The sequence below is a fragment of the Gillisia sp. CAL575 genome (assembly GCF_000403785.1).
Classification (GTDB): domain Bacteria; phylum Bacteroidota; class Bacteroidia; order Flavobacteriales; family Flavobacteriaceae; genus Gillisia.
On the sequence record NZ_APHJ01000040.1, the window covers coordinates 63,358 to 86,091 of the forward strand.

34 protein-coding genes are annotated in these 22,734 nt (G+C 36.1%); 2 read left to right on the forward strand and 32 right to left on the reverse strand.

Annotated features, from left to right (window positions below):
• Positions 1 to 78 precede the first annotated feature (78 nt).
• The 32 genes from rplQ to rpsL form a co-directional block, all read right to left on the reverse strand.
• Positions 79 to 582 carry a 50S ribosomal protein L17 gene (gene rplQ / locus I130_RS13735; protein ID WP_034924404.1) on the reverse strand — a complete coding sequence of 168 codons (504 nt, stop codon included), beginning with the start codon at positions 580 to 582 and terminating at the stop codon, positions 79 to 81.
• Positions 583 to 624: 42 nt separating this feature from the next.
• Entirely contained in the window at positions 625 to 1,617 is a 993-nt protein-coding gene (locus I130_RS13740) for a DNA-directed RNA polymerase subunit alpha (protein WP_010230049.1), read from the reverse strand.
• Between the two features lie 20 nt (positions 1,618 to 1,637).
• The gene (gene rpsD, locus I130_RS13745; protein ID WP_034924407.1) at positions 1,638 to 2,243 is read right to left on the reverse strand and encodes a 30S ribosomal protein S4; all 606 of its coding nucleotides are present in this window, start codon (positions 2,241 to 2,243) and stop codon (positions 1,638 to 1,640) included.
• Between the two features lie 91 nt (positions 2,244 to 2,334).
• A complete protein-coding gene (gene rpsK, locus I130_RS13750; RefSeq protein ID WP_034924409.1) occupies positions 2,335 to 2,727 on the reverse strand; it encodes a 30S ribosomal protein S11 in 393 nt (130 codons plus the stop codon).
• An 8-nt stretch (positions 2,728 to 2,735) separates the two neighbouring features.
• A complete protein-coding gene (gene rpsM / locus I130_RS13755; RefSeq protein ID WP_026839621.1) occupies positions 2,736 to 3,110 on the reverse strand; it encodes a 30S ribosomal protein S13 in 375 nt (124 codons plus the stop codon).
• Positions 3,111 to 3,113: 3 nt separating this feature from the next.
• A complete protein-coding gene (ykgO, locus tag I130_RS16510; protein ID WP_009779203.1) occupies positions 3,114 to 3,230 on the reverse strand; it encodes a type B 50S ribosomal protein L36 in 117 nt (38 codons plus the stop codon).
• A 5-nt stretch (positions 3,231 to 3,235) separates the two neighbouring features.
• Positions 3,236 to 3,451 carry a translation initiation factor IF-1 gene (gene infA / locus I130_RS13760; RefSeq protein WP_006988529.1) on the reverse strand — a complete coding sequence of 72 codons (216 nt, stop codon included), beginning with the start codon at positions 3,449 to 3,451 and terminating at the stop codon, positions 3,236 to 3,238.
• Between the two features lie 2 nt (positions 3,452 to 3,453).
• Entirely contained in the window at positions 3,454 to 4,791 is a 1,338-nt protein-coding gene (gene secY, locus I130_RS13765) for a preprotein translocase subunit SecY (RefSeq protein WP_034924411.1), read from the reverse strand.
• Between the two features lie 10 nt (positions 4,792 to 4,801).
• A complete protein-coding gene (gene rplO, locus I130_RS13770) occupies positions 4,802 to 5,254 on the reverse strand; it encodes a 50S ribosomal protein L15 (protein WP_034924413.1) in 453 nt (150 codons plus the stop codon).
• Between the two features lie 9 nt (positions 5,255 to 5,263).
• The gene (gene rpmD, locus I130_RS13775) at positions 5,264 to 5,446 is read right to left on the reverse strand and encodes a 50S ribosomal protein L30 (protein ID WP_034924415.1); all 183 of its coding nucleotides are present in this window, start codon (positions 5,444 to 5,446) and stop codon (positions 5,264 to 5,266) included.
• Positions 5,447 to 5,458: 12 nt separating this feature from the next.
• Positions 5,459 to 5,983, reverse strand: coding sequence for a 30S ribosomal protein S5 (rpsE, locus tag I130_RS13780; protein WP_026839625.1), 525 nt, complete (start codon positions 5,981 to 5,983; stop codon positions 5,459 to 5,461).
• Between the two features lie 6 nt (positions 5,984 to 5,989).
• Positions 5,990 to 6,346: a 50S ribosomal protein L18 gene (gene rplR / locus I130_RS13785; RefSeq protein ID WP_034924417.1), complete on the reverse strand. Its 357-nt coding sequence runs from the start codon at positions 6,344 to 6,346 to the stop codon at positions 5,990 to 5,992.
• A gap of 12 nt (positions 6,347 to 6,358) precedes the next feature.
• Positions 6,359 to 6,901, reverse strand: coding sequence for a 50S ribosomal protein L6 (gene rplF, locus I130_RS13790; RefSeq protein WP_034924419.1), 543 nt, complete (start codon positions 6,899 to 6,901; stop codon positions 6,359 to 6,361).
• Between the two features lie 18 nt (positions 6,902 to 6,919).
• A complete protein-coding gene (gene rpsH, locus I130_RS13795) occupies positions 6,920 to 7,318 on the reverse strand; it encodes a 30S ribosomal protein S8 (RefSeq protein WP_034924421.1) in 399 nt (132 codons plus the stop codon).
• 71 nt (positions 7,319 to 7,389) lie between these two features.
• Positions 7,390 to 7,659: a 30S ribosomal protein S14 gene (rpsN, locus tag I130_RS13800; protein WP_034924423.1), complete on the reverse strand. Its 270-nt coding sequence runs from the start codon at positions 7,657 to 7,659 to the stop codon at positions 7,390 to 7,392.
• Between the two features lie 3 nt (positions 7,660 to 7,662).
• A complete protein-coding gene (gene rplE / locus I130_RS13805; RefSeq protein WP_034924425.1) occupies positions 7,663 to 8,214 on the reverse strand; it encodes a 50S ribosomal protein L5 in 552 nt (183 codons plus the stop codon).
• A 2-nt stretch (positions 8,215 to 8,216) separates the two neighbouring features.
• Positions 8,217 to 8,528, reverse strand: coding sequence for a 50S ribosomal protein L24 (gene rplX / locus I130_RS13810; protein WP_034924428.1), 312 nt, complete (start codon positions 8,526 to 8,528; stop codon positions 8,217 to 8,219).
• Positions 8,529 to 8,540: 12 nt separating this feature from the next.
• A complete protein-coding gene (gene rplN / locus I130_RS13815) occupies positions 8,541 to 8,909 on the reverse strand; it encodes a 50S ribosomal protein L14 (protein WP_010230087.1) in 369 nt (122 codons plus the stop codon).
• 1 nt (position 8,910) lies between these two features.
• A complete protein-coding gene (rpsQ, locus tag I130_RS13820) occupies positions 8,911 to 9,168 on the reverse strand; it encodes a 30S ribosomal protein S17 (protein ID WP_010230090.1) in 258 nt (85 codons plus the stop codon).
• 18 nt (positions 9,169 to 9,186) lie between these two features.
• Complete coding sequence (rpmC, locus tag I130_RS13825) at positions 9,187 to 9,381, reverse strand: 50S ribosomal protein L29 (protein WP_034924431.1); 195 nt, start codon at positions 9,379 to 9,381, stop codon at positions 9,187 to 9,189.
• Between the two features lie 12 nt (positions 9,382 to 9,393).
• The gene (rplP, locus tag I130_RS13830) at positions 9,394 to 9,813 is read right to left on the reverse strand and encodes a 50S ribosomal protein L16 (protein WP_026839633.1); all 420 of its coding nucleotides are present in this window, start codon (positions 9,811 to 9,813) and stop codon (positions 9,394 to 9,396) included.
• An 18-nt stretch (positions 9,814 to 9,831) separates the two neighbouring features.
• On the reverse strand, positions 9,832 to 10,557 hold the full coding sequence (gene rpsC / locus I130_RS13835; protein WP_034924434.1) for a 30S ribosomal protein S3: 726 nt from the start codon (positions 10,555 to 10,557) through the stop codon (positions 9,832 to 9,834).
• Between the two features lie 4 nt (positions 10,558 to 10,561).
• On the reverse strand, positions 10,562 to 10,969 hold the full coding sequence (gene rplV, locus I130_RS13840; RefSeq protein WP_026839635.1) for a 50S ribosomal protein L22: 408 nt from the start codon (positions 10,967 to 10,969) through the stop codon (positions 10,562 to 10,564).
• An 8-nt stretch (positions 10,970 to 10,977) separates the two neighbouring features.
• Complete coding sequence (gene rpsS / locus I130_RS13845) at positions 10,978 to 11,256, reverse strand: 30S ribosomal protein S19 (RefSeq protein ID WP_026839636.1); 279 nt, start codon at positions 11,254 to 11,256, stop codon at positions 10,978 to 10,980.
• Positions 11,257 to 11,262: 6 nt separating this feature from the next.
• A complete protein-coding gene (gene rplB, locus I130_RS13850) occupies positions 11,263 to 12,090 on the reverse strand; it encodes a 50S ribosomal protein L2 (RefSeq protein WP_034924435.1) in 828 nt (275 codons plus the stop codon).
• 9 nt (positions 12,091 to 12,099) lie between these two features.
• A complete protein-coding gene (gene rplW, locus I130_RS13855) occupies positions 12,100 to 12,390 on the reverse strand; it encodes a 50S ribosomal protein L23 (protein WP_034924438.1) in 291 nt (96 codons plus the stop codon).
• A gap of 5 nt (positions 12,391 to 12,395) precedes the next feature.
• Entirely contained in the window at positions 12,396 to 13,025 is a 630-nt protein-coding gene (gene rplD, locus I130_RS13860) for a 50S ribosomal protein L4 (RefSeq protein ID WP_034924440.1), read from the reverse strand.
• The gene (gene rplC / locus I130_RS13865) at positions 13,025 to 13,636 is read right to left on the reverse strand and encodes a 50S ribosomal protein L3 (protein ID WP_034924443.1); all 612 of its coding nucleotides are present in this window, start codon (positions 13,634 to 13,636) and stop codon (positions 13,025 to 13,027) included. The genes rplD and rplC overlap by 1 nt, the downstream gene beginning before the upstream one ends.
• A 153-nt stretch (positions 13,637 to 13,789) precedes the next feature.
• A complete protein-coding gene (gene rpsJ / locus I130_RS13870; protein WP_010230113.1) occupies positions 13,790 to 14,095 on the reverse strand; it encodes a 30S ribosomal protein S10 in 306 nt (101 codons plus the stop codon).
• Positions 14,096 to 14,105: 10 nt separating this feature from the next.
• Positions 14,106 to 16,214, reverse strand: coding sequence for an elongation factor G (fusA, locus tag I130_RS13875; RefSeq protein ID WP_034924446.1), 2,109 nt, complete (start codon positions 16,212 to 16,214; stop codon positions 14,106 to 14,108).
• 4 nt (positions 16,215 to 16,218) lie between these two features.
• Entirely contained in the window at positions 16,219 to 16,695 is a 477-nt protein-coding gene (gene rpsG / locus I130_RS13880; RefSeq protein ID WP_010230118.1) for a 30S ribosomal protein S7, read from the reverse strand.
• 23 nt (positions 16,696 to 16,718) lie between these two features.
• A complete protein-coding gene (gene rpsL / locus I130_RS13885) occupies positions 16,719 to 17,093 on the reverse strand; it encodes a 30S ribosomal protein S12 (RefSeq protein ID WP_010230128.1) in 375 nt (124 codons plus the stop codon).
• Positions 17,094 to 17,602: 509 nt separating this feature from the next.
• On the opposite strand from rpsL, the gene I130_RS13890 reads away from it, so the two are divergent.
• On the forward strand, positions 17,603 to 20,821 hold the full coding sequence (locus tag I130_RS13890) for a SusC/RagA family TonB-linked outer membrane protein (protein WP_034924449.1): 3,219 nt from the start codon (positions 17,603 to 17,605) through the stop codon (positions 20,819 to 20,821).
• A gap of 11 nt (positions 20,822 to 20,832) precedes the next feature.
• The gene (locus tag I130_RS13895; RefSeq protein WP_051119721.1) at positions 20,833 to 22,299 is read left to right on the forward strand and encodes a SusD/RagB family nutrient-binding outer membrane lipoprotein; all 1,467 of its coding nucleotides are present in this window, start codon (positions 20,833 to 20,835) and stop codon (positions 22,297 to 22,299) included.
• The last annotated feature ends 435 nt before the right edge of the window (positions 22,300 to 22,734 follow it).

Sequence of the window (22,734 nt, forward strand, 5' to 3'; positions counted from 1 at the left end):
CTTTTTATGTTTAACAAAAAAGGGATAAACCTTAATGGCTTATCCCTTTTTATAAATTTGATTAGAAAAGAATCATTATTAGTCTTCTTTTTTATCGTCTTTTTTATCAGCTTTCTTTTCAGAAGTTTTAGTTTCAGCTTTTGCTGTAGTTGCTTCTGTATCTTTCTTTTTACCAGCTCTACGAGTAGATTTTTTCTTCTCTGGCTTCGTAAGGTTGTAGATCTCGTTGTAATCAACTAATTCTATCATTGCCATATCCGCGTTATCACCAAGTCTATTACCTAATTTGATAATTCTTGTATAACCACCTGGACGGTCACCTATTTTAGGAGCAACATCTCGGAACAATTCTGCTACGAAATCTTTCTGGCGAAGTTTAGCGAAAACCAATCTTCTATTGTGAGTTGTATCTTCCTTAGATTTTGTGATCAAAGGCTCTACGAACTGCTTTAAAGCTTTTGCTTTAGCTACAGTAGTATTTATACGTTTATGCTCAATTAGGGAACACGCCATGTTAGCCAACATAGACTTACGGTGTGCCGTTTTTCTTCCTAAATGATTTATTTTTTTTCCGTGTCTCATTACTATTCTCTTTTAGACTAAGATTTCCTGTAAAGGATCGTACTAGTCTTTATCCAATTTATATTTTGAAAGATCCATTCCAAAGTTTAAACCTTTATTGTTCACAAGCTCTTCAAGCTCGGTTAAAGATTTCTTCCCGAAATTACGGAACTTCATCAAGTCATTTTTGTTGTAGGATACTAAATCACCCAAGGTATCAACTTCAGCAGCCTTCAAACAGTTAAGTGCTCTAACAGAAAGATCCATATCTACCAATTTGGTTTTTAGCAACTGTCTCATGTGAAGAGATTCTTCATCATAAGTTTCAGTTTGAGCTATCTCATCTGCCTCTAGCGTAATACGCTCATCAGAGAACAACATGAAATGGTGGATCAAAGTTTTTGCAGCTTCTGTTAATGCATCCTTAGGATGAATAGAACCGTCCGAGATTATTTCAAAAACCAATTTTTCGTAATCGGTTTTTTGCTCTACACGAAAGTTCTCGATGCTATATTTTACGTTTTTGATTGGTGTGTAAACCGAATCTGTAAAAATAGTACCTAAAGGTGCATTTGCTTTTTTGTTTTCTTCTGCAGGAACATACCCACGACCTTTTTCCACTGAAAGCTCCATATTGAAACTCACTTTTTTATCAAGGTTACAAATCACTAAATCTGGATTTAGGATCTGGAAACCAGAGATAAATTTTTGGAAATGACCGGCTGTAAGCTGCTCTTGTCCAGAAACAGAAATTGTAACGGCTTCATTGTCTATTTCATCAATTTGCCTTTTAAACCTTACTTGTTTTAGGTTTAATATAATTTCTGTAACATCTTCTACTACCCCAGGGATAGTAGAGAATTCGTGATCAACTCCTTCAATGCGAACTGAAGTTATTGCGAATCCTTCTAAAGATGATAACAGTACTCTCCTTAAAGCGTTACCAACAGTTAATCCATATCCTGGTTCCAAAGGGCGAAACTCAAACTTCCCTTCGAATTCGGTGGAATCAATCATTATAACTTTATCGGGCTTCTGAAAATTTAGTATTGCCATATTACGACTTCTGTGAATTATTATTTCGAATATAATTCGACTATGAATTGTTCATTTATATTTTCTGGAATTTGTACTCTTGCAGGAACAGATACAAACGTTCCTTGCTTAGTTTCATTATTCCAGGTCATCCACTCGTAAGTGGCACTTGAATTTGCTAGCGAATTAGTGATCGCTTCTAAAGATTTAGATTTCTCTCTTACCGCAATTACATCTCCTGGCTTCACTTGGTAAGATGGGACGTTTAAAACATCACCGTTTACAGTAATATGTCTGTGAGAAACTAATTGTCTCGCACCACTTCTTGAAGGAGAAACTCCCATTCTGTAAACTACATTATCTAATCTAGATTCACATAATTGTAAAAGAACCTCACCCGTAATTCCGGTTGATCTGGTTGCTTTTTCAAACATGTTTCTGAACTGACGCTCTAATACACCATAAGTATATTTTGCTTTTTGCTTCTCCATTAATTGGATTGCATATTCAGATTTTTTACCTCTTCTACGGTTGTTACCATGTTGTCCCGGAGGGTAATTTCTTTTTTCGAAAGACTTATCATCTCCGAATATAGCCTCGCCAAATTTACGCGCTATTTTAGTCTTTGGACCAGTATATCTTGCCATTGAAAATTGTTTTTTGTGAGAATGCGATTATGAATTAAGGTCACTGTCCTTCGATAATCTTATTGCGTTCCCGTTTATACTTAATAATTAATTAAACTCTACGTCTTTTTGGAGGTCTACATCCATTGTGTGGCAATGGAGTAACATCTATAATTTCTGTTACTTCAATTCCTGCATTATGTATAGAACGCATAGCAGATTCTCTACCATTTCCTGGTCCTTTAACATATACTTTAACTTTTCTTAAACCAGCTTCATGTGCAACTTTCGATGCATCTTCCGCAGCTAATTGAGCAGCATAAGGAGTGTTTTTCTTAGATCCTCTAAAACCCATTTTACCGGCAGATGACCAAGAAATAAGATCTCCTTTTTTATTTGTTAAAGAAATAATGATATTATTAAAAGAAGCAGTAATATGCGCTTCTCCATTAGACTCAACGATTACTTTACGTTTCTTTTGAGCAGTTTTTTGAGTTTTTGCCATCTTACTTATTATTTAGTTGCTTTCTTCTTATTAGCAACTGTTTTTCTTCTACCTTTTCTGGTTCTTGAATTGTTCTTAGTTCTTTGTCCTCTTAATGGAAGACCAGATCTATGACGCACACCACGGTAACATCCTATATCCATAAGACGTTTGATACTCATTTGTACTTCTGAACGTAATTCACCTTCAATTTTAAAAGTTCCAACAGCTTCACGAATTCTACCAATCTGGTCATCGTCCCAATCTGAAACTTTTATACTCTCATCTACATCAGCTTCCTTCAGGATTCTTTCAGCCCTACTTTTGCCAATTCCGAAGATATAGGTCAATGCTATAACTCCGCGTTTTTGTTTTGGTATATCAACACCTGCAATTCTAGCCATAACTTAACCTTGTCTTTGTTTAAATTTTGGATTCTTTTTGTTAATCACGTAAAGTCTACCTTTTCTGCGTACTATTTTGCAGTCGGCACTTCTTTTTTTAACTGATGCTCTTACTTTCATCTTAATTAGTATCTGTAAGTTATTCGAGCCTTAGATAAATCGTAAGGACTCATTTCTAATTTCACTTTATCTCCGGGTAATAATTTAATGTAATGCATACGCATCTTTCCCGAAATATGAGCGGTCACTACGTGTCCGTTCTCAAGTTCCACACGAAACATAGCATTTGATAATGCTTCTATAATTGTTCCGTCTTGTTCTATTGCTGATTGTTTTGCCATAGTTACGCTACTGCTTTTCTATTTTTTCCGGTTTTCATCAAACCATCATAATGTCTATTCAACAAATAAGAATTTACTTGCTGCATAGTATCAATCGCAACCCCCACCATAATTAATAGAGAGGTACCTCCAAAGAACAATGCCCATCCCTGTTGTACACCCAACAGTTGATACACTATAGCAGGGAACACTGCTATAAGAGCGAGGAATATTGAACCCGGAAGGGTTATCTGAGACATGATTCTATCTAAGTATTCCGCTGTGTCTCCACCTGGTCTAATTCCAGGAATAAATCCACCACTTCTCTTAAGATCATCAGCCATTTTATTAGTAGGCACTGTAATTGCCGTATAAAAGTATGTAAATACTATAATTAACAAGGCAAATACTAAGTTGTACCAAAAACCAAATATATCACTAAACGCAGCTGCAACTCCTTGCGAAGTCTCTCCATCAGAAAGTCCCGCTACCGCAGCCGGTATAAACATTATTGCTTGAGCAAAGATAATTGGCATAACTCCAGAAGCATTTAATTTAAGCGGAATGTATTGTCTTGATCCAAACACATTCTTCTCATATCCTCCAGATGCCGTTCTTCGCGCATACTGTACCGCTATCTGCCTAACTCCCATGACTAACATGATACAAGCCATTATAATAGCGAACCAAATTACCAATTCTATAAGGATCATAACTAATCCACCATTAGACTCAAATACTCTGGAAGCAAATTCCTGAATAAAAGCTTGAGGTAAAGTTGCTATGATACCAACCATAATTAATAAGGAAATACCATTTCCTATACCCTTATCGGTAATTTTCTCACCTAACCACATTGCAAAGATAGTTCCTGTAGTAAGAATTATTACCGAGGATGCAACAAAAGTTACAGTATTACCCAATAAAAAGGCACTTTGAGGTAAGGTAGCAAACAAGTTATAGATATAACCAGGTCCTTGAACCAGGGTAATAGCTATTGTTAACCATCTTGTTATTTGATTAATCCTTCTTCTTCCACTTTCACCTTCTTTCTGAAGTTTCTGCAAATAAGGAACTGCGATACCCATTAACTGCACCACAATGGAAGCAGAAATGTAAGGCATGATTCCTAATGCAAAAACTGAAGCGTTAGAAAAGGCACCACCAGTAAATGCGTTAAGTAAACCCAAAAGCCCACTCTCAGTTTGACTAGCTAAATTAGATAACTGTGAAGCATCTATTCCAGGAAGCACAACCTGCGCACCAAAACGGTATACCAATAACAAACCAAGGGTCACTAAAATTCTATTTTTTAGCTCCTCAATTTTCCAAATATTTTTTATAGTATTGATAAATTTCATAGTATATCTATTATAAAGTAACTACTTCTCCTCCGGCAGCTTCGATAGCTTCCTTGGCTGAGGCAGTAAATTTATGAACAGATATTTTCAACGTTGCTTTTAATTCCCCTCTACCTAATATCTTTACTAATTCGTTTTTACGAGCCAGTCCATTTTCAACCAAAACTTGCATATCTACAGTGTCTTTAATACGACCGTTATCTACAAGCCCTTGGAGAGTATCTAGGTTGATACCTTGATAATCTTTACGGTTAATGTTAGTAAAACCGAATTTAGGAACTCTACGCTGAAGTGGCATTTGCCCACCTTCAAAACCTATCTTTCTAGAGTAACCAGAACGAGATTTAGCTCCCTTATGTCCACGGGTAGCTGTTCCCCCTTTACCGGATCCTTCTCCTCTACCTACACGTTTACTGTTATTTTGAACTGAACCTTTTGCAGGTCTTAAGTTACTTAAATCCATGTGAGTTTATTATTTTGTTTCCGCTACAGAAACTAAGTGTTGAACTTTATTTACCATACCAAGGATGTTTGGTGTGTTCTCGTGCTCTACAACTTGGTTAAGTTTTCTTAAACCAAGTGCTTCTAAAGTACGTTTCTGGTTTGCAGTACGTCTAATTGCACTTTTAACCTGCTTTACATATATCTTTGCCATCTTGTCCTTGTATTATCCTTTAAAAACTTTGTCTAATGTAATACCACGTTGTTTTGCTACAGTTTGAGCACTACGCAATTGCAATAGGGCATCAAATGTTGCTTTTACAACGTTATGCGGGTTTGAAGATCCTTGGTTTTTTGAAAGTACATCATGTACACCAACAGCCTCCAATACGGCGCGTATTGCACCACCAGCTATTACTCCGGTACCAGTTGCAGCAGGGATCAATAAAACCCTTGCTCCACCATATTTACCTTTTTGCTCATGAGGAATAGATCCTTTATAAATAGGAATTCTTACCAAATTCTTTTTGGCATCCTCTATAGATTTTGCGATTGCACTAGCAACGTCTTTAGATTTCCCTAAACCTTGACCTACTACTCCATTCTCATCACCTACAACTACGATAGCAGAAAATCCAAATGCTCTACCACCTTTTGTAACTTTTGTAACACGTTGTACACCAACCAAACGATCTTTCAATTCAAGACCTGCTGGTTTTACAAGTTCTACATTTTTATAATCTTGATACATATCTTATTAGAATTTTAGTCCTCCTTCACGAGCACCATCTGCCAATGATTTAACTCTTCCGTGATATAAATAACCACCTCTATCAAAAGAGATCGAATCTATTCCGGCCTTTAACGCTTTTTCTGCTAAAGCTTTACCAACTAAGGCAGCTTTATCTAATTTATTACTATCAGATCCAGTTACGTCTTTATCTCTAGAAGAAGCGGCAACCAAAGTTTTACCTTCTACATCGTCTACTATTTGAGCATAAATTTCTTTATTACTTCTAAATACAGCCAATCTTGGGCGACTTTGGGTTCCCGTAATATCTTTACGGATCCTCTTCTTAATCTTTGTTCTTCTTGCTTGTTTTGAAAATGCCATATCTACACTTTATTAAGCTGATTTACCAGCTTTTCTTCTTAATTGTTCTCCTACAAACTTAATTCCTTTCCCTTTATACGGCTCTGGAGCACGGAAGGAACGAATTTTAGCTGCTATTTGACCAACCAATTGTTTATCATGAGAAAACAATTTCACGATTGGGTTTTTCCCTTTATCTGAAACAGTCTCTACCTTCACCTCTGGTGCTAGTTCAAAAACAATATTATGAGAGAATCCAACAGCAAGTTCCAATTTTTGTCCTTGGTTGGAAGCACGATAACCTACTCCTACCAATTCCAATTCCTTCGTGAAACCTTTAGATACTCCTTCAATCATATTATTTACCAAAGAACGGTACAAACCGTGCTTTGCTTTTTGGTCCTTCTTATCTGAAGAGCGCTCAAAAGTAATCAAATCATCTTCAATTTTCACATCGATGTCTTTAATTTCTTGAGTTAATTCTCCCAATTTTCCTTTTACCGTCACAAACCCGTCTTTAAGGCTTACTGTAATACCTTCTGGAATCGTGATTGGGCTTTTACCTATTCTTGACATTTCTTAAGTCTTTAAGTATTAGTAAACGTAGCATAAAACTTCACCACCAACTTTTTCAGCTTGAGCTTGTCTACCTGTCATTACTCCGTGAGAAGTAGAAACGATAGCAATACCAAGACCGTTTAAGATACGTGGCAATTCATTTGCTCCAGCGTATTTACGTAAACCGGGTTTACTTATTCGTTGAATGTTCTTAATTACCGGGTCTTTAGTAAGCTTGTCGTACTTAAGAGCTATCTTGATAGTACCTTGAGCGGTAGCATCTTCAAACTTGTAACTAAGAATATATCCTTGATCGAATAATATTTTAGTGATCTCCTTTTTAAGATTAGATGCTGGTATCTCAACCACTCTGTGGTGAGCTGCTACCGCATTTCTAATTCTTGTTAAATAATCTGCAACTGGATCTGTAGTCATTTTTTCATTTTACGATAACGGTTTTCATTCCACGACAACTATCGGGATGAACCTTTCATCAATTTATAATATTACCAACTAGCTTTTCTTACTCCTGGAATTAATCCCTGGTTAGCCATTTCTCTAAACATAACTCGAGAAAGACCAAATTGTCTCATGTATCCTTTAGGTCTTCCTGTTAATTTACAACGATTGTGCAAACGAACTGGAGAGGCATTCTTAGGAAGTTTTTGTAAACCTTCAAAATCACCAGCTTCTTTCAAAGCTTTGCGTTTCTCAGCATATTTCTTCACAACTGCTTGTCTCTTTACCTCACGGGCTTTCATTGATTCTTTAGCCATATCTTAATTCTTTTTAAAGGGTAAACCTAGTTCCGTTAGCAATGATTTTGCTTCCTTGTCTGTTGGCGCGGAAGTTACAAAAGTGATATCCATTCCTGAAATTTTATTCACTTTATCAATATCGATCTCTGGAAAAATAATTTGCTCAGTTATACCTAAGTTATAATTACCTCTACCATCAAAACCTGTAGCTTTAATACCATTAAAATCACGAACCCTTGGAAGGGCAGATGTGATAAAACGATCTAAGAATTCGTACATTCTCTCTCCACGTAAAGTAACTTTTGCCCCAATTGGCATTCCTTTACGTAATTTAAAAGAAGCAACATCCTTTTTAGAAATGGTTGATACCGCTTTTTGACCAGTGATCGTAGTTAATTCTTCTACTGCATGGTCAATAAGTTTCTTATCTGCAACAGCTGCTCCAACTCCACGGCTTAAAACTATCTTTTGTAGTTTTGGAACCTGCATGATGTTAGAGTAACTGAATTCTTCTGTAAGAGAAGACACTACTCTGTCTTTATACTCTTGTTTAAGTCTTGGTACGTATGCCATAACTAAATTACTTCATTTGATTTTTTGGAAAATCTAACTTTCTTCCCATCTTCCATTCTATAACCAATACGGGTAGTATCTCCCTTTTTATCGATTAAAGATAAGTTCGATAAATGGATAGCTGCTTCCTTCTTAACTATCCCTCCTTGTGGGTTAGATGCACTTGGCTTCTCATGTTTTGAGACCATATTTACACCTTCCACAATTGCTTTATTTTTATCTCGAAGAATTTTTTGAACTTTTCCTTCTTGACCTTTATGGTCTCCGGCAATAAGTCTAACTGTATCTCCAGATTTTATTTTCAGCTTTGTCATTATTTCAATGTATTAAAGCACCTCTGGTGCTAATGATACAATCTTCATGAATTGTTTATCACGAAGTTCACGTGCTACTGGACCAAATACACGAGTACCGCGCATTTCGCCAGTTGGGTTTAGAAGAACACATGCGTTATCATCAAAACGGATATATGATCCATCTGGTCTACGCACTTCTTTCTTGGTACGAACAACAACTGCCGTTGAAACTGCACCCTTCTTAATGTTTCCATTAGGTGTAGCTTCTTTAACGCTGACAACTATTTTGTCTCCAACAGAAGCGTATCTTCTTTTTGTACCTCCTAATACTCTTATAGTCAAAACTTCTTTTGCCCCGGTATTATCTGCTACTCTTAATCTAGACTCTTGTTGTACCATTTTACTTAGCTCTTTCTATAATTTCTATTAATCTCCAACATTTAGATTTACTCAATGGACGAGTCTCCATTATTTTTACTGTATCTCCAATGTTGCAGTCATTTGTTTCGTCGTGAGCCACGTATTTTTTCGTTTTTAAAACGAACTTACCATACATGGGATGTTTTACCTTTTTAACTTCAGCAACCACTATGGATTTCTGCATTTTGTTACTGGTAACTACACCTATACGCTCTTTTCTTAAATTTCTTTTTTCCATCTTTCAGCAGAATAACACTTATTGTTGTTGTTCTCTTTTAGTTAACTCTGTAGCAATTCTCGCTATAGATTTTCTTACAACTCGTAGTTGTATTGGGTTCTCCAATGGCGAAACTGCGTGAGCCATTTTTAAATCTGAATATGCTTTTCTGGACTTACTAAGTTCTTCTTGTAAATCTGCAACAGATGATTCTCTTACTTCTGATTGTTTCATAACTTCTCTAAATTAAGCTTGATAATCTCTAGCTACAATAAACTTAGTTTTCACAGGCAATTTCTGTGCTGCAAGACGCAATGCTTCTTTTGCAACATCATAAGGAACTCCTCCTATTTCAAATAAGATTCTTCCTGGTTTTACAACTGCTGCCCAATATTCCACAGCACCCTTACCTTTACCCATACGTACTTCAAGAGGTTTCTTTGTAATAGGCTTGTCTGGAAAAATTTTAATCCATAACGAACCTTCTCTTTTCATAAAACGGGTAGCGGCTATACGAGCTGCTTCTATTTGACGTGCAGTAAGGAAACTTGAGTCCAATGATTTGATCCCGAATGTTCCGTTTGAAAGTCTATGCCCTCTTTGAGAGTTTCCTTTCATACGGCCCTTTTGCATCTTACGATATTTTGTTCTTTTAGGCTGTAACATTTTTGTTTCTTTAAAAAATTACTTTCTACGACGTGGTTTGTTGTTACCTCCTCGTGCTGGTCCGGATTTTCCTCCTGGTTTCTTGGTAGTCATACCAACAAGTGGGGAAAGCTCTCTTTTTCCGTAAACCTCACCTTTCATGATCCATACTTTAACACCAAGCCTACCATAAGTAGTATGTGCCTCAACTAAAGCATAATCAATATCGGCTCTAAAAGTCGACAAAGGAATTCTTCCATCTTTGTAATGTTCTGAACGAGCCATCTCTGCTCCGTTCAAACGACCTGAAATTTGTATTTTAATACCTTCAGCATTCATTCTCATAGCGGCTGCAATAGCCATTTTGATAGCACGACGGTAAGAAATACGATTCTCAATTTGTCTAGCAACACTAGAACCTACTAAGTGAGCATCTAATTCTGGTCTTTTAATTTCAAAGATGTTAATTTGAACTTCTTTGTCAGTAATTTTCTTAAGCTCTTCTTTCAACTTGTCTACCTCTTGTCCACCTTTCCCGATAATGATACCAGGTCTTGCAGTAGTGATAGTAACGGTTACAAGTTTAAGAGTACGCTCGATAATTACTCTAGATACACTCGCTTTTGATAAACGAGCATGGATATACTTTCTAATCTTATCGTCTTCGGCTAATTTATCGCCGTAGTCATTTCCTCCGTACCAGTTGGATTCCCATCCTCTAATGATACCAAGGCGATTCCCGATTGGATTTGTTTTCTGTCCCATACTCTTAGCTTTGTGTATTTTTATTGTCACCAATCACAATTGTAACGTGGTTGGAACGTTTTCTAATTCTGTGTGCGCGACCTTGTGGTGCAGGACGAAGTCTCTTCAACATACTCCCACCGTCTACGCGTATCTCTTTTACAAATAAATCTGCCTCCTCAATGTTAGCATCTTCATTTTTTGCTTGCCAGTTAGCAATAGCAGAAAGAAGTAATTTCTCCAATCTACGTGATGCTTCCTTAGAGCTAAATCTCAACACATGAAGCGCTCTTTCTACTTTTTCACCTCGAACTAAATCTGCAACTAATCGCATTTTTCTTGGCGAAGTAGGGCAGTTATTCAGTTTTGCAAAAGCTACTAGCTTTTTAGCCTCTTTTGTCTGATCTGCTTTTTCTCTTTTACGAACTCCCATAGCTTCAGTTATCTTTTACCTTTATTTTTCGCACCTACGTGACCTCTAAAAGATCTAGTTGGTGAAAATTCTCCTAATTTGTGTCCTACCATATTCTCTGTTACATAAACAGGAACAAATTGTTTCCCATTATGTACAGCGATAGTTTGCCCAACGAAATCTGGAGTTATCATAGAGGCTCTAGACCAAGTCTTGATTACCGTCTTTTTTCCAGCTTCTACATTGGTAGCAACTTTCTTTTCTAACTTATAGTGAACGTAAGGTCCTTTTTTTAATGAACGTGCCATATCTTATTATTTCTTTCTACGTTCTACAATATACTTATTACTCGCTTTCGTCTTAGATCGGGTTCTATAACCTTTTGCAGGTATACCTTTTCTAGAACGTGGGTGACCTCCAGAAGATTTTCCTTCACCACCACCCATTGGGTGATCCACAGGATTCATCACTACTGGTCTTGTTCTTGGTCTTCTACCCAACCATCTACTTCTACCTGCTTTACCAGATACAATTAATTGATGATCACTATTCGAGATAGCTCCTATAGTAGCCATACAAGTTACTAACACCCTTCTAATTTCTCCTGAAGGAAGTTTAATAGTTGCGTACTTACCCTCTTTTGCTACTAATTGAGCAAAAGCACCTGCACTACGAGCCATAACAGCTCCTTGCCCAGGACGTAATTCTATACAAGAAATAACAGTTCCTAACGGCACTGCAGAAAGTGGCATTGCATTTCCAATATTTGGAGCAGCAGTTTCAGCGTCAGAAACAATGTTCTGATCTACCTGAAGACCATTTTGAGCAATTACATATCTTTTCTCACCATCTTGATAATTCAAAAGAGCGATAAAAGCCGTTCTGTTAGGATCATATTCTATAGACGCAACTGTAGCAGGAACTCCATGCTTGTCACGTTTAAAATCGATAATTCTGTAACGTCTTTTGTGACCACCACCTTTATAGCGCATGGTCATTTTTCCTTGACTGTTTCTACCACCTGACTTTTTAATCGGAGCTATTAAACTCTTCTCCGGCTTATCAGTAGTAATGGCGTCAAAACCATTAACTACTCTAAAACGCTGACCAGGGGTGATTGGTTTTAATTTTCTAACTGACATTCTTTAATCTTAAAGATTACTGTATAAATCAATAGTTTCACCTTCCGCCACCTGTACTAATGCTTTTTTATAAGCACTTGTTTTACCAGTGATCACTCCCGTTTTTGTAAAACGAGATTTACGATCTGGACGGACATTTATTGTGCGAACTTTAGTAACTGAAACTCCATAAGCAGACTCTATTGCGCCTTTAATTTCAATCTTGTTCGACTTATTATTAACAACGAACGAATAACGGTTATTCAACTCGCTATCTGCTGTCGCTTTTTCTGTAATAATAGGTTTTATTAAGATACTCATATCGTTTATTTACTTAAATTCAACTCAATTCCTTCTAAAGACCCTTCTACAAACACAAGGTTATTTGCGTTTAATATTTTGTAAGTACTTAATTCTGAACTACTTACAACTTCGGTGCCTTTTAAATTGCGTGACGACAAATATACATTTTTATTCGAGTCACCCAACACTATAAGAGATTTTTTCTTATCTACACCTAAGCCTTTTAAAACATCTATAAAGTTTTTGGTTTTAGGAGTATCAAATTGAAAATCTTCTACTATGATAATTGCTTTATCATTTGCCTTAATAGAAAGAGCAGATTTTCTTGCTAATCTTTTTAAGTTCTTGTTCAATTTAAAACCATAGTTTCTTGGACGTGGTCCGAACATACGTCCACCACCTCTAAAAATACCAGATTTTATACTACCAGCACGAGCTGTACCAGTACCTTTTTGTTTCTTAATCTTACGTGTACTTCCTGAAATCTCCGCACGCTCTTTAGATTTGTGCGTTCCTTGACGTTGATTAGCCAAGTATTGTTTTACATCAAGATATACAGCATGATTGTTAGGCTCTATTCCGAAAACAGAATCTGAAAGGTTTACCTTTCTTCCTGTTTCTTTTCCTTTAATATCTACAACTGCTATTTCCATTACTTCTGAATGATTACATATGAGTTATTGTGACCAGGAACACATCCTTTTACAACAAGTAGATTTTTATCTGCAACTACTTTTAAAACTCTTAAGTTTTCTAATTTAACTGTGTCACCACCCATACGGCCAGCCATACGCATTCCCTTAAATACTCTTGCAGGATATGACGCAGCACCAATCGATCCAGGGGCTCTTAAACGGTTATGTTGACCGTGAGTAGCTTGTCCTACTCCGGCAAAGCCGTGTCTCTTTACTACACCTTGAAAACCTTTACCTTTGCTCGTTCCTGAAATATCCACGAATTCACCTTCAGCAAAATGTTCTACTGTGATACTATCACCTAATTTGTGATCCCCATCAAAACCTTTAAATTCAACGACTTTACGCATTGCTGCAACACCTGCTTTTTTAGCGTGCCCAGTGGCAGCCTTGTTAGCGGTCTTTTTGTCATCGAAACCTAATTGAAGAGCTTCATACCCGTCAATCTCTTTGGTTCTGACTTGGGTAATTACGCAAGGACCAGCTTGTATAACAGTACAAGGAATATTCTTCCCGTTCTCGTCAAAAATGCTAGTCATGCCTATTTTTTTTCCTATTAACCCAGACATAATTAATTATTGATTAAATTAAAATTATTTATTTAAAAATATTCAGGATTGAAAATACTTCCAATCCTGAATGTATTTTTCCGTTTTTCCCTCGACAACTGCTCGGGACATGTAATTAATTTTGAATTCAAAAAAGCGAATTCCAAATTAAAATTAAACTTTGATCTCTACTTCTACTCCACTTGGCAATTCCAATTTCATCAAAGCATCAATAGTTTTAGATGAAGAACTGTATATGTCCAACAATCTTTTGTAAGAGCTTAATTGAAATTGTTCACGCGCTTTTTTATTAACGTGCGGAGAACGTAATACTGTAAAGATTTTTTTATGTGTTGGCAATGGGATTGGTCCCGTTACTACAGCACCCGTAGTTTTTACGGTTTTCACGATCTTCTCTGCAGACTTGTCCACCAAGTTATGATCGTAAGATTTAAGTTTTATTCTGATTTTCTGACTCATATCCCTATTATTAATCGTTTGTACCTTTAGATGCTTTTATAACTGCCTCAGAAATATTTGATGGAGTTTCAGCATAATGAGAAAATTCCATAGTAGATGTTGCTCTACCAGATGATAATGTTCTCAATGTTGTTACATAACCAAACATTTCAGAAAGTGGCACTTCAGCTTTAATAACTTTTGCACCAGATCTATCTGACATATCGTTTACTTGACCTCTTCTTCTGTTAAGATCACCTACGATATCTCCCATGTTTTCTTCCGGAGTTACACATTCAACTTTCATGATTGGCTCAAGAATTACCGCACCCGCTTTTTTAGCAGCTACTTTATAACCCATTCTTGCAGCTAATTCAAACGAAAGTTGATCGGAATCCACAGGGTGGAAAGATCCATCCTTTAATTCAACCTTAAGAGTATCCATCTTAAATCCTGCTAGAGGACCAGTTTTCATAGCTTCTCTAAATCCTTTTTCCACAGATGGAATAAATTCTTTAGGAATACGTCCACCTTTTACAGAGTCGATAAATTGTAGACCTGGACCTTTAAAGTCCTCATCTGCTGGAGACATCTCAAATACGATATCACCAAATTTACCACGACCACCAGATTGTTTCTTATAGATTTCTCTATGGTCTGCATTTCTAGTAATGGTCTCTTTATACTCAACCTGAGGCTGACCTTCATTAACTTCTACCTTGAATTCTCTTTTTAAACGATCTACAAGAATTTCCAAGTGCAATTCTCCCATTCCTGAGATAATTGTTTGTCCTGAAACTTCATCTGTTTTCACCTGGAAAGTTGGATCTTCTTCAGCAAGCTTTGCCAAAGCCATACCCATCTTATCCACATCAGCCTTTGTTTTAGGCTCCACTGCAATACCAATTACTGGCGCAGGGAAAGACATAGATTCTAATGTAATAGGATTCTTCTCGTCTGTAAGCGTATCTCCAGTTTTAATGTCTTTAAAACCAACAGCAGCACCAATATCTCCAGCTTCAATTCTGTCAATAGGCTCTTGCTTATTAGCATGCATTTGGTAAATACGTGAGATACGTTCTTTTTTACCAGAACGATTGTTCAACACATAAGAACCAGCATCTAAAGCACCTGAATATACTCTAAAGAAAGCCAAACGTCCTACGAAAGGATCGGTAGCAATTTTAAAAGCTAAGGCAGAGAATGGAGAATCTACGTTAGGTTTACGAGACTCTTCTACATCTGTATCTGGATTTACTCCAATAATAGCTTCAATATCTACAGGAGATGGTAAATAACGCATAACCGCATCCAACATCATTTGAACTCCTTTATTTTTAAAGGCAGACCCACACATCATAGGTATGATAGACATATCTATGGTTGCAGCTCTTAATGCAGCAATAATTTCATCTTCAGTAATAGAATTTTCATCTTCAAAGAATTTCTCCATTAAAGATTCGTCGTAATCAGCAACTGCCTCAACCAACAAAGTTCTATACTTATTAACATCTTCCATTAATTCTTCTGGAATAGCGATAGTCTCATAGGTCATCCCATAATCCTCTTCATTCCAAACGATCGCTGTTTTAGATATTAAATCTACAACACCTTTAAAGTTTTCTTCCTCACCAATTGGAATTTGTAAAGGTACTGGGTTTCCACCTAGCATTGACTTCACTTGATCGCAAACATTGAAAAAGTCAGATCCCTGACGGTCCATTTTATTCACAAACCCTAAACGAGGAACTTTATATTTATCTGCTTGTCTCCATACAGTTTCAGATTGAGGCTCAACACCATCAACCGCACTAAATAGAGCAACCATTCCATCCAACACACGTAAAGAACGTTCCACCTCTACAGTGAAATCTACGTGACCAGGCGTATCAATTATGTTTACTGTGAATTCTTGATCTCTGTAAGTCCACTTACAGTGAGTAGCAGCAGAAGTAATAGTAATACCTCTTTCTTGCTCCTGCTCCATCCAGTCCATAGTAGCTGCACCGTCATGAACTTCTCCAATCTTGTGACTTACACCTGTATAAAACAAGACACGCTCTGTTGTCGTGGTTTTACCAGCATCAATATGCGCAGCAATACCAATATTTCTCGTGAATTTTAAATCTCTTTGTGCCATTTTTTTAGAATCTAAAGTGAGAGAATGCTTTGTTAGCTTCAGCCATTTTATGAGTATCTACTCTTTTCTTAACAGCAGCACCTTCTTCTTTAGCAGCAGCAATTACTTCTGCAGCTAATCTCTGAGCCATTGATTTCTCATTACGTTTTCTAGAATAAGAGATCAACCATTTCATTGCAGTTGAAACTTTACGATCTGGTCTAATTTGCATAGGGATCTGAAAAGTTGCACCTCCAACACGTCTACTTCTTACCTCTACGTGTGGCATTACATTAGAAAGAGCATCTTTCCAAACCTCAAGGCCTGTCTTCTCTTCATCCTGCTTTTTCTCCTCTACGATTGCGATTGCATCATAGAATACTTTGAAAGAAACTGATTTCTTACCATCCCACATCATCATGTTAACAAAACGAGTTACTAACTGATCATTAAATTTTGGATCTGGTAAAAGAGGCCTCTTCTTTGCCTGTCTTTTTCTCATGTCTTTACATTAAAAGTTTTTAATTACTTCTTAGGGCGTTTTGCACCATACTTAGATCTCCTTTGCGTTCTACCTTCAACACCTGCGGTATCTAAGGCACCACGAACAATGTGATATCTAACTCCTGGTAAATCTTTTACCCTTCCACCTCTAACCAATACTATCGAGTGCTCTTGTAGATTGTGTCCTTCTCCAGGGATGTAGGCGTTCACTTCTTTTCCATTAGTTAGCCTTACTCTTGCAACTTTACGCATTGCAGAGTTAGGTTTCTTAGGAGTAGTTGTGTAAACACGCGTACACACACCTCGTCTTTGAGGGCACGAATCTAAAGCAGCCGATTTACTCTTCTTGGTTATTTTGGCTCTTCCTTTTCGTACTAATTGTGAAATTGTTGGCATAATTTCTTTTACACTTATTATTGTTATAAAATTACCTTCCCTATTTTTTAGGGTCTGCAAAGGTATGAATAAAAACTGATTATTCAAATCTTAACTCATTAATTTTCAATTGAATCTTAAAAATACAAGCCATTTTGAGGATAAGTATATATTAAAGACATAATTATCGTTTTTAAAAATTAAATATTCCTTACAATTTTTACAAAATAATATAATATAGAATGAGTCTCTAAACGGAAATGTTATTTAGGCTATGAGTCCTTCGTCTTTTCAGCAAATCACTATAAAAGAAATAATATTTTAACAGAAAATTTAATTATTTATTTGATCCTTACAAATTACATTTATCCTTTAAATCAATAGCAAATTTTTAATACACTGTTCTCCAGACATTAAGCATTAATAAACTGATTTCACTAGAGTTTACACTTGAATTTTGTGAATTTAATTTTGGTGATTTAACATTTTCTTATCACTTTTGGCGTTGGCTAATTCAAATTAATTAAACAATGAAAGCAAAATTTAGTAGTATTTTAACGCTATTACTAGCGTTCGTTGTGCAAATAACGTTTGCACAACAACAGTCCGTAACGGGTAACGTTACCGACGAAGATGGATTACCTCTACCCGGGGTAAACATATTAGTAAAGGGAACCAGCACTGGTACCCAATCAGATTTTGATGGAAACTATGCTATTTCTGCATCTCAAGGAGATGTATTAGTATTTTCTTTCATAGGTCTTGTGAAAACTGAAAAAACAGTTGGAACATCTAACACTGTAAGTGTTGTAATGAAATCTGATGCATCGCAACTTGATGAAGTTGTAGTAACTGCATTAGGTATTAAGAGAGAGAAGAAATCTCTAGGTTATGCTACTCAGGAAGTAGACGGATCTGCAGTTTCTGATGTACCAACCTCTAACTTCATGAATTCACTTTCAGGAAAAGTAGCAGGTTTAAACATTAAATCCTCTGGAACAATTGGAGGATCCTCTAACGTTGTGATAAGAGGAAGTGCTTCTATTACAGGAAATAACCAAGCGTTATTTGTTGTTGATGGAACTCCAATTAGTAATGCCAACACGAATGGTTCGAACCAACAAGCTGGTAGAGGTGGATATGACTACGGGAATGCCGCAGCAGATATCAACCCTAACAACATTGCATCTATTAACGTTTTGAAAGGTGCTGCTGCAACTGCTCTATATGGTGCAAGAGCTGCAAATGGTGTTGTTATTATTGAAACAAAAAGAGGGAATAAAGGTAAAGGTATTGGAGTTTCTGTAAGTTCATCTTTGATGATCTCTAATATTGACAGTGAAACATTGCCAGTTTATCAAAATGAATATGGTGCTGGTTATGGTGCTTACTACGAGTCTGAAGACGGTTATTTCAATTTATTTGATGTAGATGGTGATGGTAACTTAGACGAGACAACTCCTTTTACAGAAGATGCTTCTTTTGGGGCTAAATTCGATCCTAACAGAGATATCTATCAATGGAATTCAATTTACCCTTCATTAACCGATACTTATTTACAAGCAACTCCTTGGGTAGCAGCTAAAAATACTCCAAATGACATTTGGGAAACTGGATATACTGCAATAAACTCTGTTGCCTTAGATGGTGGATCAGATACTGGATCTTTCAGATTATCTGCTAGTAATTTAACACAACAAGGGAATCTACCTAATAGTGAAATTAAAAGAAACACTATTACTTTTAGTGCAACTCAAGATTTAACTGAAAAGTTTACCGCAGGAACAAATGTAACTTTTACTAAAACAGATGGTAAAGGTAGATATGGTACAGGATATTCTTCTGGAAACCCAATGCAACAATTTAGACAATGGTTCCAAACCAACGTTGATATTTACGAGCAAAGAGATGCATATTTCGCTACAGGAGAAAACATCACTTGGAACCCAAATGGTCCGGATAATTTATCACCTATTTATTCTGATAATCCTTACTGGACTAGATATGAAAATTACGAAACTGATACAAGATCTCGTTATTTCGGAAATTTAAATCTCAACTATGAAATCAATGATATTTTTAGTGTAGTTGGTAGATTCTCTTTTGACACTTACGATGAATTACAAGAAGAGCGTATAAACGTTGGAAGTGCAGATGTAGCAAGTTATTCTAGATTCAACAACAGAGTAGCAGAATACAACTACGATTTAATTTTAAACTTCAATAAAGACATCACCGAAGATTTGAATCTTGATGGAAATATTGGAGGGAACTTAAGAAGAAATCAACGTAACTTTATCCAAGCAGCAACAAATGGTGGTTTAAATGCACCAGGTTTTTATGCTTTAAGTAACAGTGCTGGACCACTATTAGCTCCAACAGAGGTAGAGTATACTTCAATGGTTGATGGTGTTTACGCTCGTGCCGGATTAGGTTTTCAAAACACTTATTACTTAGAAGGAACTATTAGAAGAGATAGATCATCTACTTTACCTATAGACAACAATACATTTTACTACCCATCTATATCTACAAGTATCATATTATCTAATTTATTTGATGCTAGTTGGTTAAATTTTGCAAAGTTTAGAGCTAACTACGCAGAGGTAGGTAATGACACAAGTCCTTATAATGTATTTAACACTTATTTTGTAAATCCAGGTTTTGCTGGTTCTGGTAGTGCTAGTAACGGAAGTAGTCTGAAGAACTTAGATTTAAAAGCTGAAACTTCAAAATCTTATGAAGTAGGTTTAGAGGCTAACTTCTTAGACAAAAGAATTGGTTTAGATTTATCTTATTACAGAACTAGAACTTACGATCAAATTACACCAGTACCAGTTTCAAATTCAACTGGATTCAATACTAAACTTTTAAACGCAGGAACTGTTGAGAATAAAGGTTTAGAAGTATTGTTAAACCTTAATCCAATAAGATCTGAAGACTTCAATTGGAATATGACCATTAACTGGGCTAAGAATGAAAGTGAAGTTATTGAGTTGACAGATGGTATTGACAACTTAGAATTAGCTTCTTTACAAGGTGGTATCTCTATAAATGCAGCTCCAGGGCAACCTTACGGTGCAATTAGAGGAACAGACTATATTTATGATGACAATGGTAATAAAGTAGTTGGATCTACTGGTTACTATTTAAGAACTGGAACTAGTAATGAAATTATTGGAAATATTCAACCAGACTGGACAGGTGGTGTGTCAAACACTTTCCAATACAAGAATCTTAGTTTGAATTTCTTAATAGATGTTCAACAAGGGGGAGACATTTTCTCTTTAGATACTTGGTACGGTTTCGCAACTGGTATGTATGACAGAAGTGTTGGTAATAATGAGTTAGGTAATCCAATAAGAAATACTATTGCTAACGGTGGTGGTGTTATACTTCCTGGGGTAACTGCAGATGGACAACCAAACACTGTAAGAGCAAGAACTGATTACTATGCTAACCCATATGGATATGCTAGAGACGCTAACAAAGGTCACGTTTATGACGCATCTTTTGTTAAGTTAAGAGAAGCAGGACTTACTTATAATTTCGGAGAAAAAGTTCTTGACGCTATTCCATTCACAAATGCATCTATCTCTTTAACTGGAAGAAATCTTTGGATTATCCACAAAAATATTCCTTACTCCGATCCTGAAGCAGGACTTAGTTCAGGAAATGTTCAAGGATATCAATCTGGAGCTTATCCAACAGCAAGAGAAATTGGAGCTAGTGTGAAATTTAACTTTTAATTAAAGAAAAAATGAAAAAATACATTTTAACAATTATTGCTCTCGCATCACTATGGTCCTGCCAGACAGACGAGCAATATGAAGATTATAACAGGGACCCTAAAAACCCGACAGAAGTAAAAGCAGATTTTTTATTTACTGCAGCTACTGTTAGTTTAGGTGACCAAATGGCAAGTGCCAATGTTAACAACAACATCTTTAGATTTGTTTCTCAATATTGGACCTCAACTACTTATTTAGATGAGCCTAACTATGATTTAAATAATCGTGGAATTTCAGACAGTCAATGGAATGAACTTTACAGAGATGTTCTTTTTGATATTAAAGATGCAAAAAATTTAGTTCAGGCAGATGTAGAATTATCTGAAGGTGAAAAAACTGCTAGATTAGCTCAATTAGAAGTAGTTGAAGTTTACGCATGGCAAGTTTTAGTGGATACCTTTGGAGATGTTCCTTATTCTGAAGCTTTAAATGCAACAGATTTTCCTCAACCTAAATTTGATGACGCTGCAACTATATATGCTGACTTAATTTCTAGATTAACTGCAGTAAATTCTGATTTCCAAGCTGGAAGTGGATTTACATCTGCTGATGTTGTTTACGGCGGAGATATGGACAGTTGGGCAAAATTCTCTAACTCTCTTCTTTTAAGATTAGGGATGAGATTATCTGATGTTAATCCAAGTCTTGCACAATCTACAGCTGAAACTGCTGTGACTAACGGAGTATTCATGTCTAACGGAGATAATGCTACAATTGCTTACCAAAGTACAAACCCGAACACGAACCCATTGTGGAGTGATCTTGTGGAAAGCGGAAGATCTGATTATGTTCCTGCTAATACTTTAGTAGATATCATGAATGAACTTGAAGATCCAAGAAGATCTGTGTACTTTGATGATAATGTAGCTCCTTATATTGGTGGAGTTTATGGTGGAAGTAATTCTTACCCTTCTTACTCTCATGTTGGACAAGCATTTTTAGATCCAACTTTACCTGGTATTCTTTTAGATTATTCAGAAGTTGAATTTCATTTAGCTGAAGCTGCTCAAAGAACTTACGGTGTAACTGGAAGTGCTGAAGATCATTATAATGCTGCAATCACTGCGTCAATTAACTATTGGGGTGGATCTGATGCTGATGCTACAGCTTATTTAGCACAAGCTGATGTGGCTTATGACGAAGCTAACTGGGAAGAGCAATTAGGAACGCAGTTCTGGATAGCTATGTATGACAATTCTATCATGGGATGGAACGTTTGGAGAAAATTTGATACTCCAGTGTTAAATTTACCTGAGGATACTGGTAACTTTGTACCATTAAGATATACATATCCTATTGGTGAGCAAAACTTGAACTTAACTAACTATGAAGCAGCATCTGCAGCTATAGGTGGTGATGATCAACAAACTCCTCTCTTTTGGGATATAACTTTTCCAGATCAATCAACGTACCCTGGAGGACCAGCAGAAGAATAATTAAATCACTTTATATTATTTAAAAGCTGCCCAATTGGGCAGCTTTTTTTATTTACAAGATTTAAGAAAAATATATCGGCACCTATGGAAGACACTACTACAATTTATGAGATAGGAATTGTAAATGAAGCTATACAAAACGAACAAAATATTTAATAAGTTCTTAGCTAAAAAAAACCTTGATAACATAAATATTTTTTATGATATGTGCCGAACTGAATTAAAGATAGATCTACATATTAAATAAAACTGCTTTATTTAAGGACTCTAAATTAATTCTTACTAATTAAGTTTTATGGGCAGTTACATAAATTAATAATAATTGAGATTTGCTATATACTCCACTATTCTTAAAAAATAATTAATTATTGCATGAATTGTAAAAATTTAAATAATTTAATTACCACATTTATATACCTAGCAACACTTCCAATT

Coding starts and splice junctions, on each gene's coding strand:
- ykgO (WP_009779203.1), bottom strand. CDS start 3,230: ATGAAAGTAAGAGCATCAGTTAAAAAAAGAAGTGCCGACTGCAAAATA.
- secY (WP_034924411.1), bottom strand. CDS start 4,791: ATGAAATTTATCAATACTATAAAAAATATTTGGAAAATTGAGGAGCTA.
- rpsD (WP_034924407.1), bottom strand. CDS start 2,243: ATGGCAAGATATACTGGTCCAAAGACTAAAATAGCGCGTAAATTTGGC.
- I130_RS13890 (WP_034924449.1), top strand. CDS start 17,603: ATGAAAGCAAAATTTAGTAGTATTTTAACGCTATTACTAGCGTTCGTT.
- I130_RS13740 (WP_010230049.1), bottom strand. CDS start 1,617: ATGGCAATACTAAATTTTCAGAAGCCCGATAAAGTTATAATGATTGAT.
- rplB (WP_034924435.1), bottom strand. CDS start 12,090: ATGTCAGTTAGAAAATTAAAACCAATCACCCCTGGTCAGCGTTTTAGA.
- rpsG (WP_010230118.1), bottom strand. CDS start 16,695: ATGAGAAAAAGACAGGCAAAGAAGAGGCCTCTTTTACCAGATCCAAAA.
- rpsE (WP_026839625.1), bottom strand. CDS start 5,983: ATGTATCAAGATTATAAAAATGTAGAACTTGTAAAACCAGCAGGTCTT.
- fusA (WP_034924446.1), bottom strand. CDS start 16,214: ATGGCACAAAGAGATTTAAAATTCACGAGAAATATTGGTATTGCTGCG.
- rpsC (WP_034924434.1), bottom strand. CDS start 10,557: ATGGGACAGAAAACAAATCCAATCGGGAATCGCCTTGGTATCATTAGA.
- I130_RS13895 (WP_051119721.1), top strand. CDS start 20,833: ATGAAAAAATACATTTTAACAATTATTGCTCTCGCATCACTATGGTCC.
- rplC (WP_034924443.1), bottom strand. CDS start 13,636: ATGTCTGGGTTAATAGGAAAAAAAATAGGCATGACTAGCATTTTTGAC.
- rpsM (WP_026839621.1), bottom strand. CDS start 3,110: ATGGCTAGAATTGCAGGTGTTGATATACCAAAACAAAAACGCGGAGTT.
- rpmC (WP_034924431.1), bottom strand. CDS start 9,381: ATGAAACAATCAGAAGTAAGAGAATCATCTGTTGCAGATTTACAAGAA.
- rpsN (WP_034924423.1), bottom strand. CDS start 7,659: ATGGCTAAAGAATCAATGAAAGCCCGTGAGGTAAAGAGACAAGCAGTT.
- rplQ (WP_034924404.1), bottom strand. CDS start 582: ATGAGACACGGAAAAAAAATAAATCATTTAGGAAGAAAAACGGCACAC.
- rplP (WP_026839633.1), bottom strand. CDS start 9,813: ATGTTACAGCCTAAAAGAACAAAATATCGTAAGATGCAAAAGGGCCGT.
- rpsH (WP_034924421.1), bottom strand. CDS start 7,318: ATGACTACAGATCCAGTTGCAGATTATTTAACAAGAATTAGAAATGCG.
- rplN (WP_010230087.1), bottom strand. CDS start 8,909: ATGGTACAACAAGAGTCTAGATTAAGAGTAGCAGATAATACCGGGGCA.
- rplX (WP_034924428.1), bottom strand. CDS start 8,528: ATGACAAAGCTGAAAATAAAATCTGGAGATACAGTTAGACTTATTGCC.
- rplO (WP_034924413.1), bottom strand. CDS start 5,254: ATGGATTTAAGTAACTTAAGACCTGCAAAAGGTTCAGTTCAAAATAAC.
- rplV (WP_026839635.1), bottom strand. CDS start 10,969: ATGGGAGTTCGTAAAAGAGAAAAAGCAGATCAGACAAAAGAGGCTAAA.
- rpsK (WP_034924409.1), bottom strand. CDS start 2,727: ATGGCAAAAACTCAAAAAACTGCTCAAAAGAAACGTAAAGTAATCGTT.
- rpsQ (WP_010230090.1), bottom strand. CDS start 9,168: ATGGAAAAAAGAAATTTAAGAAAAGAGCGTATAGGTGTAGTTACCAGT.
- rpsL (WP_010230128.1), bottom strand. CDS start 17,093: ATGCCAACAATTTCACAATTAGTACGAAAAGGAAGAGCCAAAATAACC.
- infA (WP_006988529.1), bottom strand. CDS start 3,451: ATGGCAAAACAATCAGCAATAGAACAAGACGGAACAATTATAGAAGCA.
- rplR (WP_034924417.1), bottom strand. CDS start 6,346: ATGGCATTTTCAAAACAAGCAAGAAGAACAAAGATTAAGAAGAGGATC.
- rpsS (WP_026839636.1), bottom strand. CDS start 11,256: ATGGCACGTTCATTAAAAAAAGGACCTTACGTTCACTATAAGTTAGAA.
- rpsJ (WP_010230113.1), bottom strand. CDS start 14,095: ATGAGTCAGAAAATCAGAATAAAACTTAAATCTTACGATCATAACTTG.
- rplE (WP_034924425.1), bottom strand. CDS start 8,214: ATGGCATACGTACCAAGACTTAAACAAGAGTATAAAGACAGAGTAGTG.
- rpmD (WP_034924415.1), bottom strand. CDS start 5,446: ATGGCAAAGATATATGTAAAGCAGGTTAAAAGTGCAATTAGACGTACT.
- rplF (WP_034924419.1), bottom strand. CDS start 6,901: ATGTCAAGAATAGGTAAAAGCCCAATCACGATTCCAGAAGGTATTACA.
- rplD (WP_034924440.1), bottom strand. CDS start 13,025: ATGGAAATAGCAGTTGTAGATATTAAAGGAAAAGAAACAGGAAGAAAG.
- rplW (WP_034924438.1), bottom strand. CDS start 12,390: ATGAGTATCTTAATAAAACCTATTATTACAGAAAAAGCGACAGCAGAT.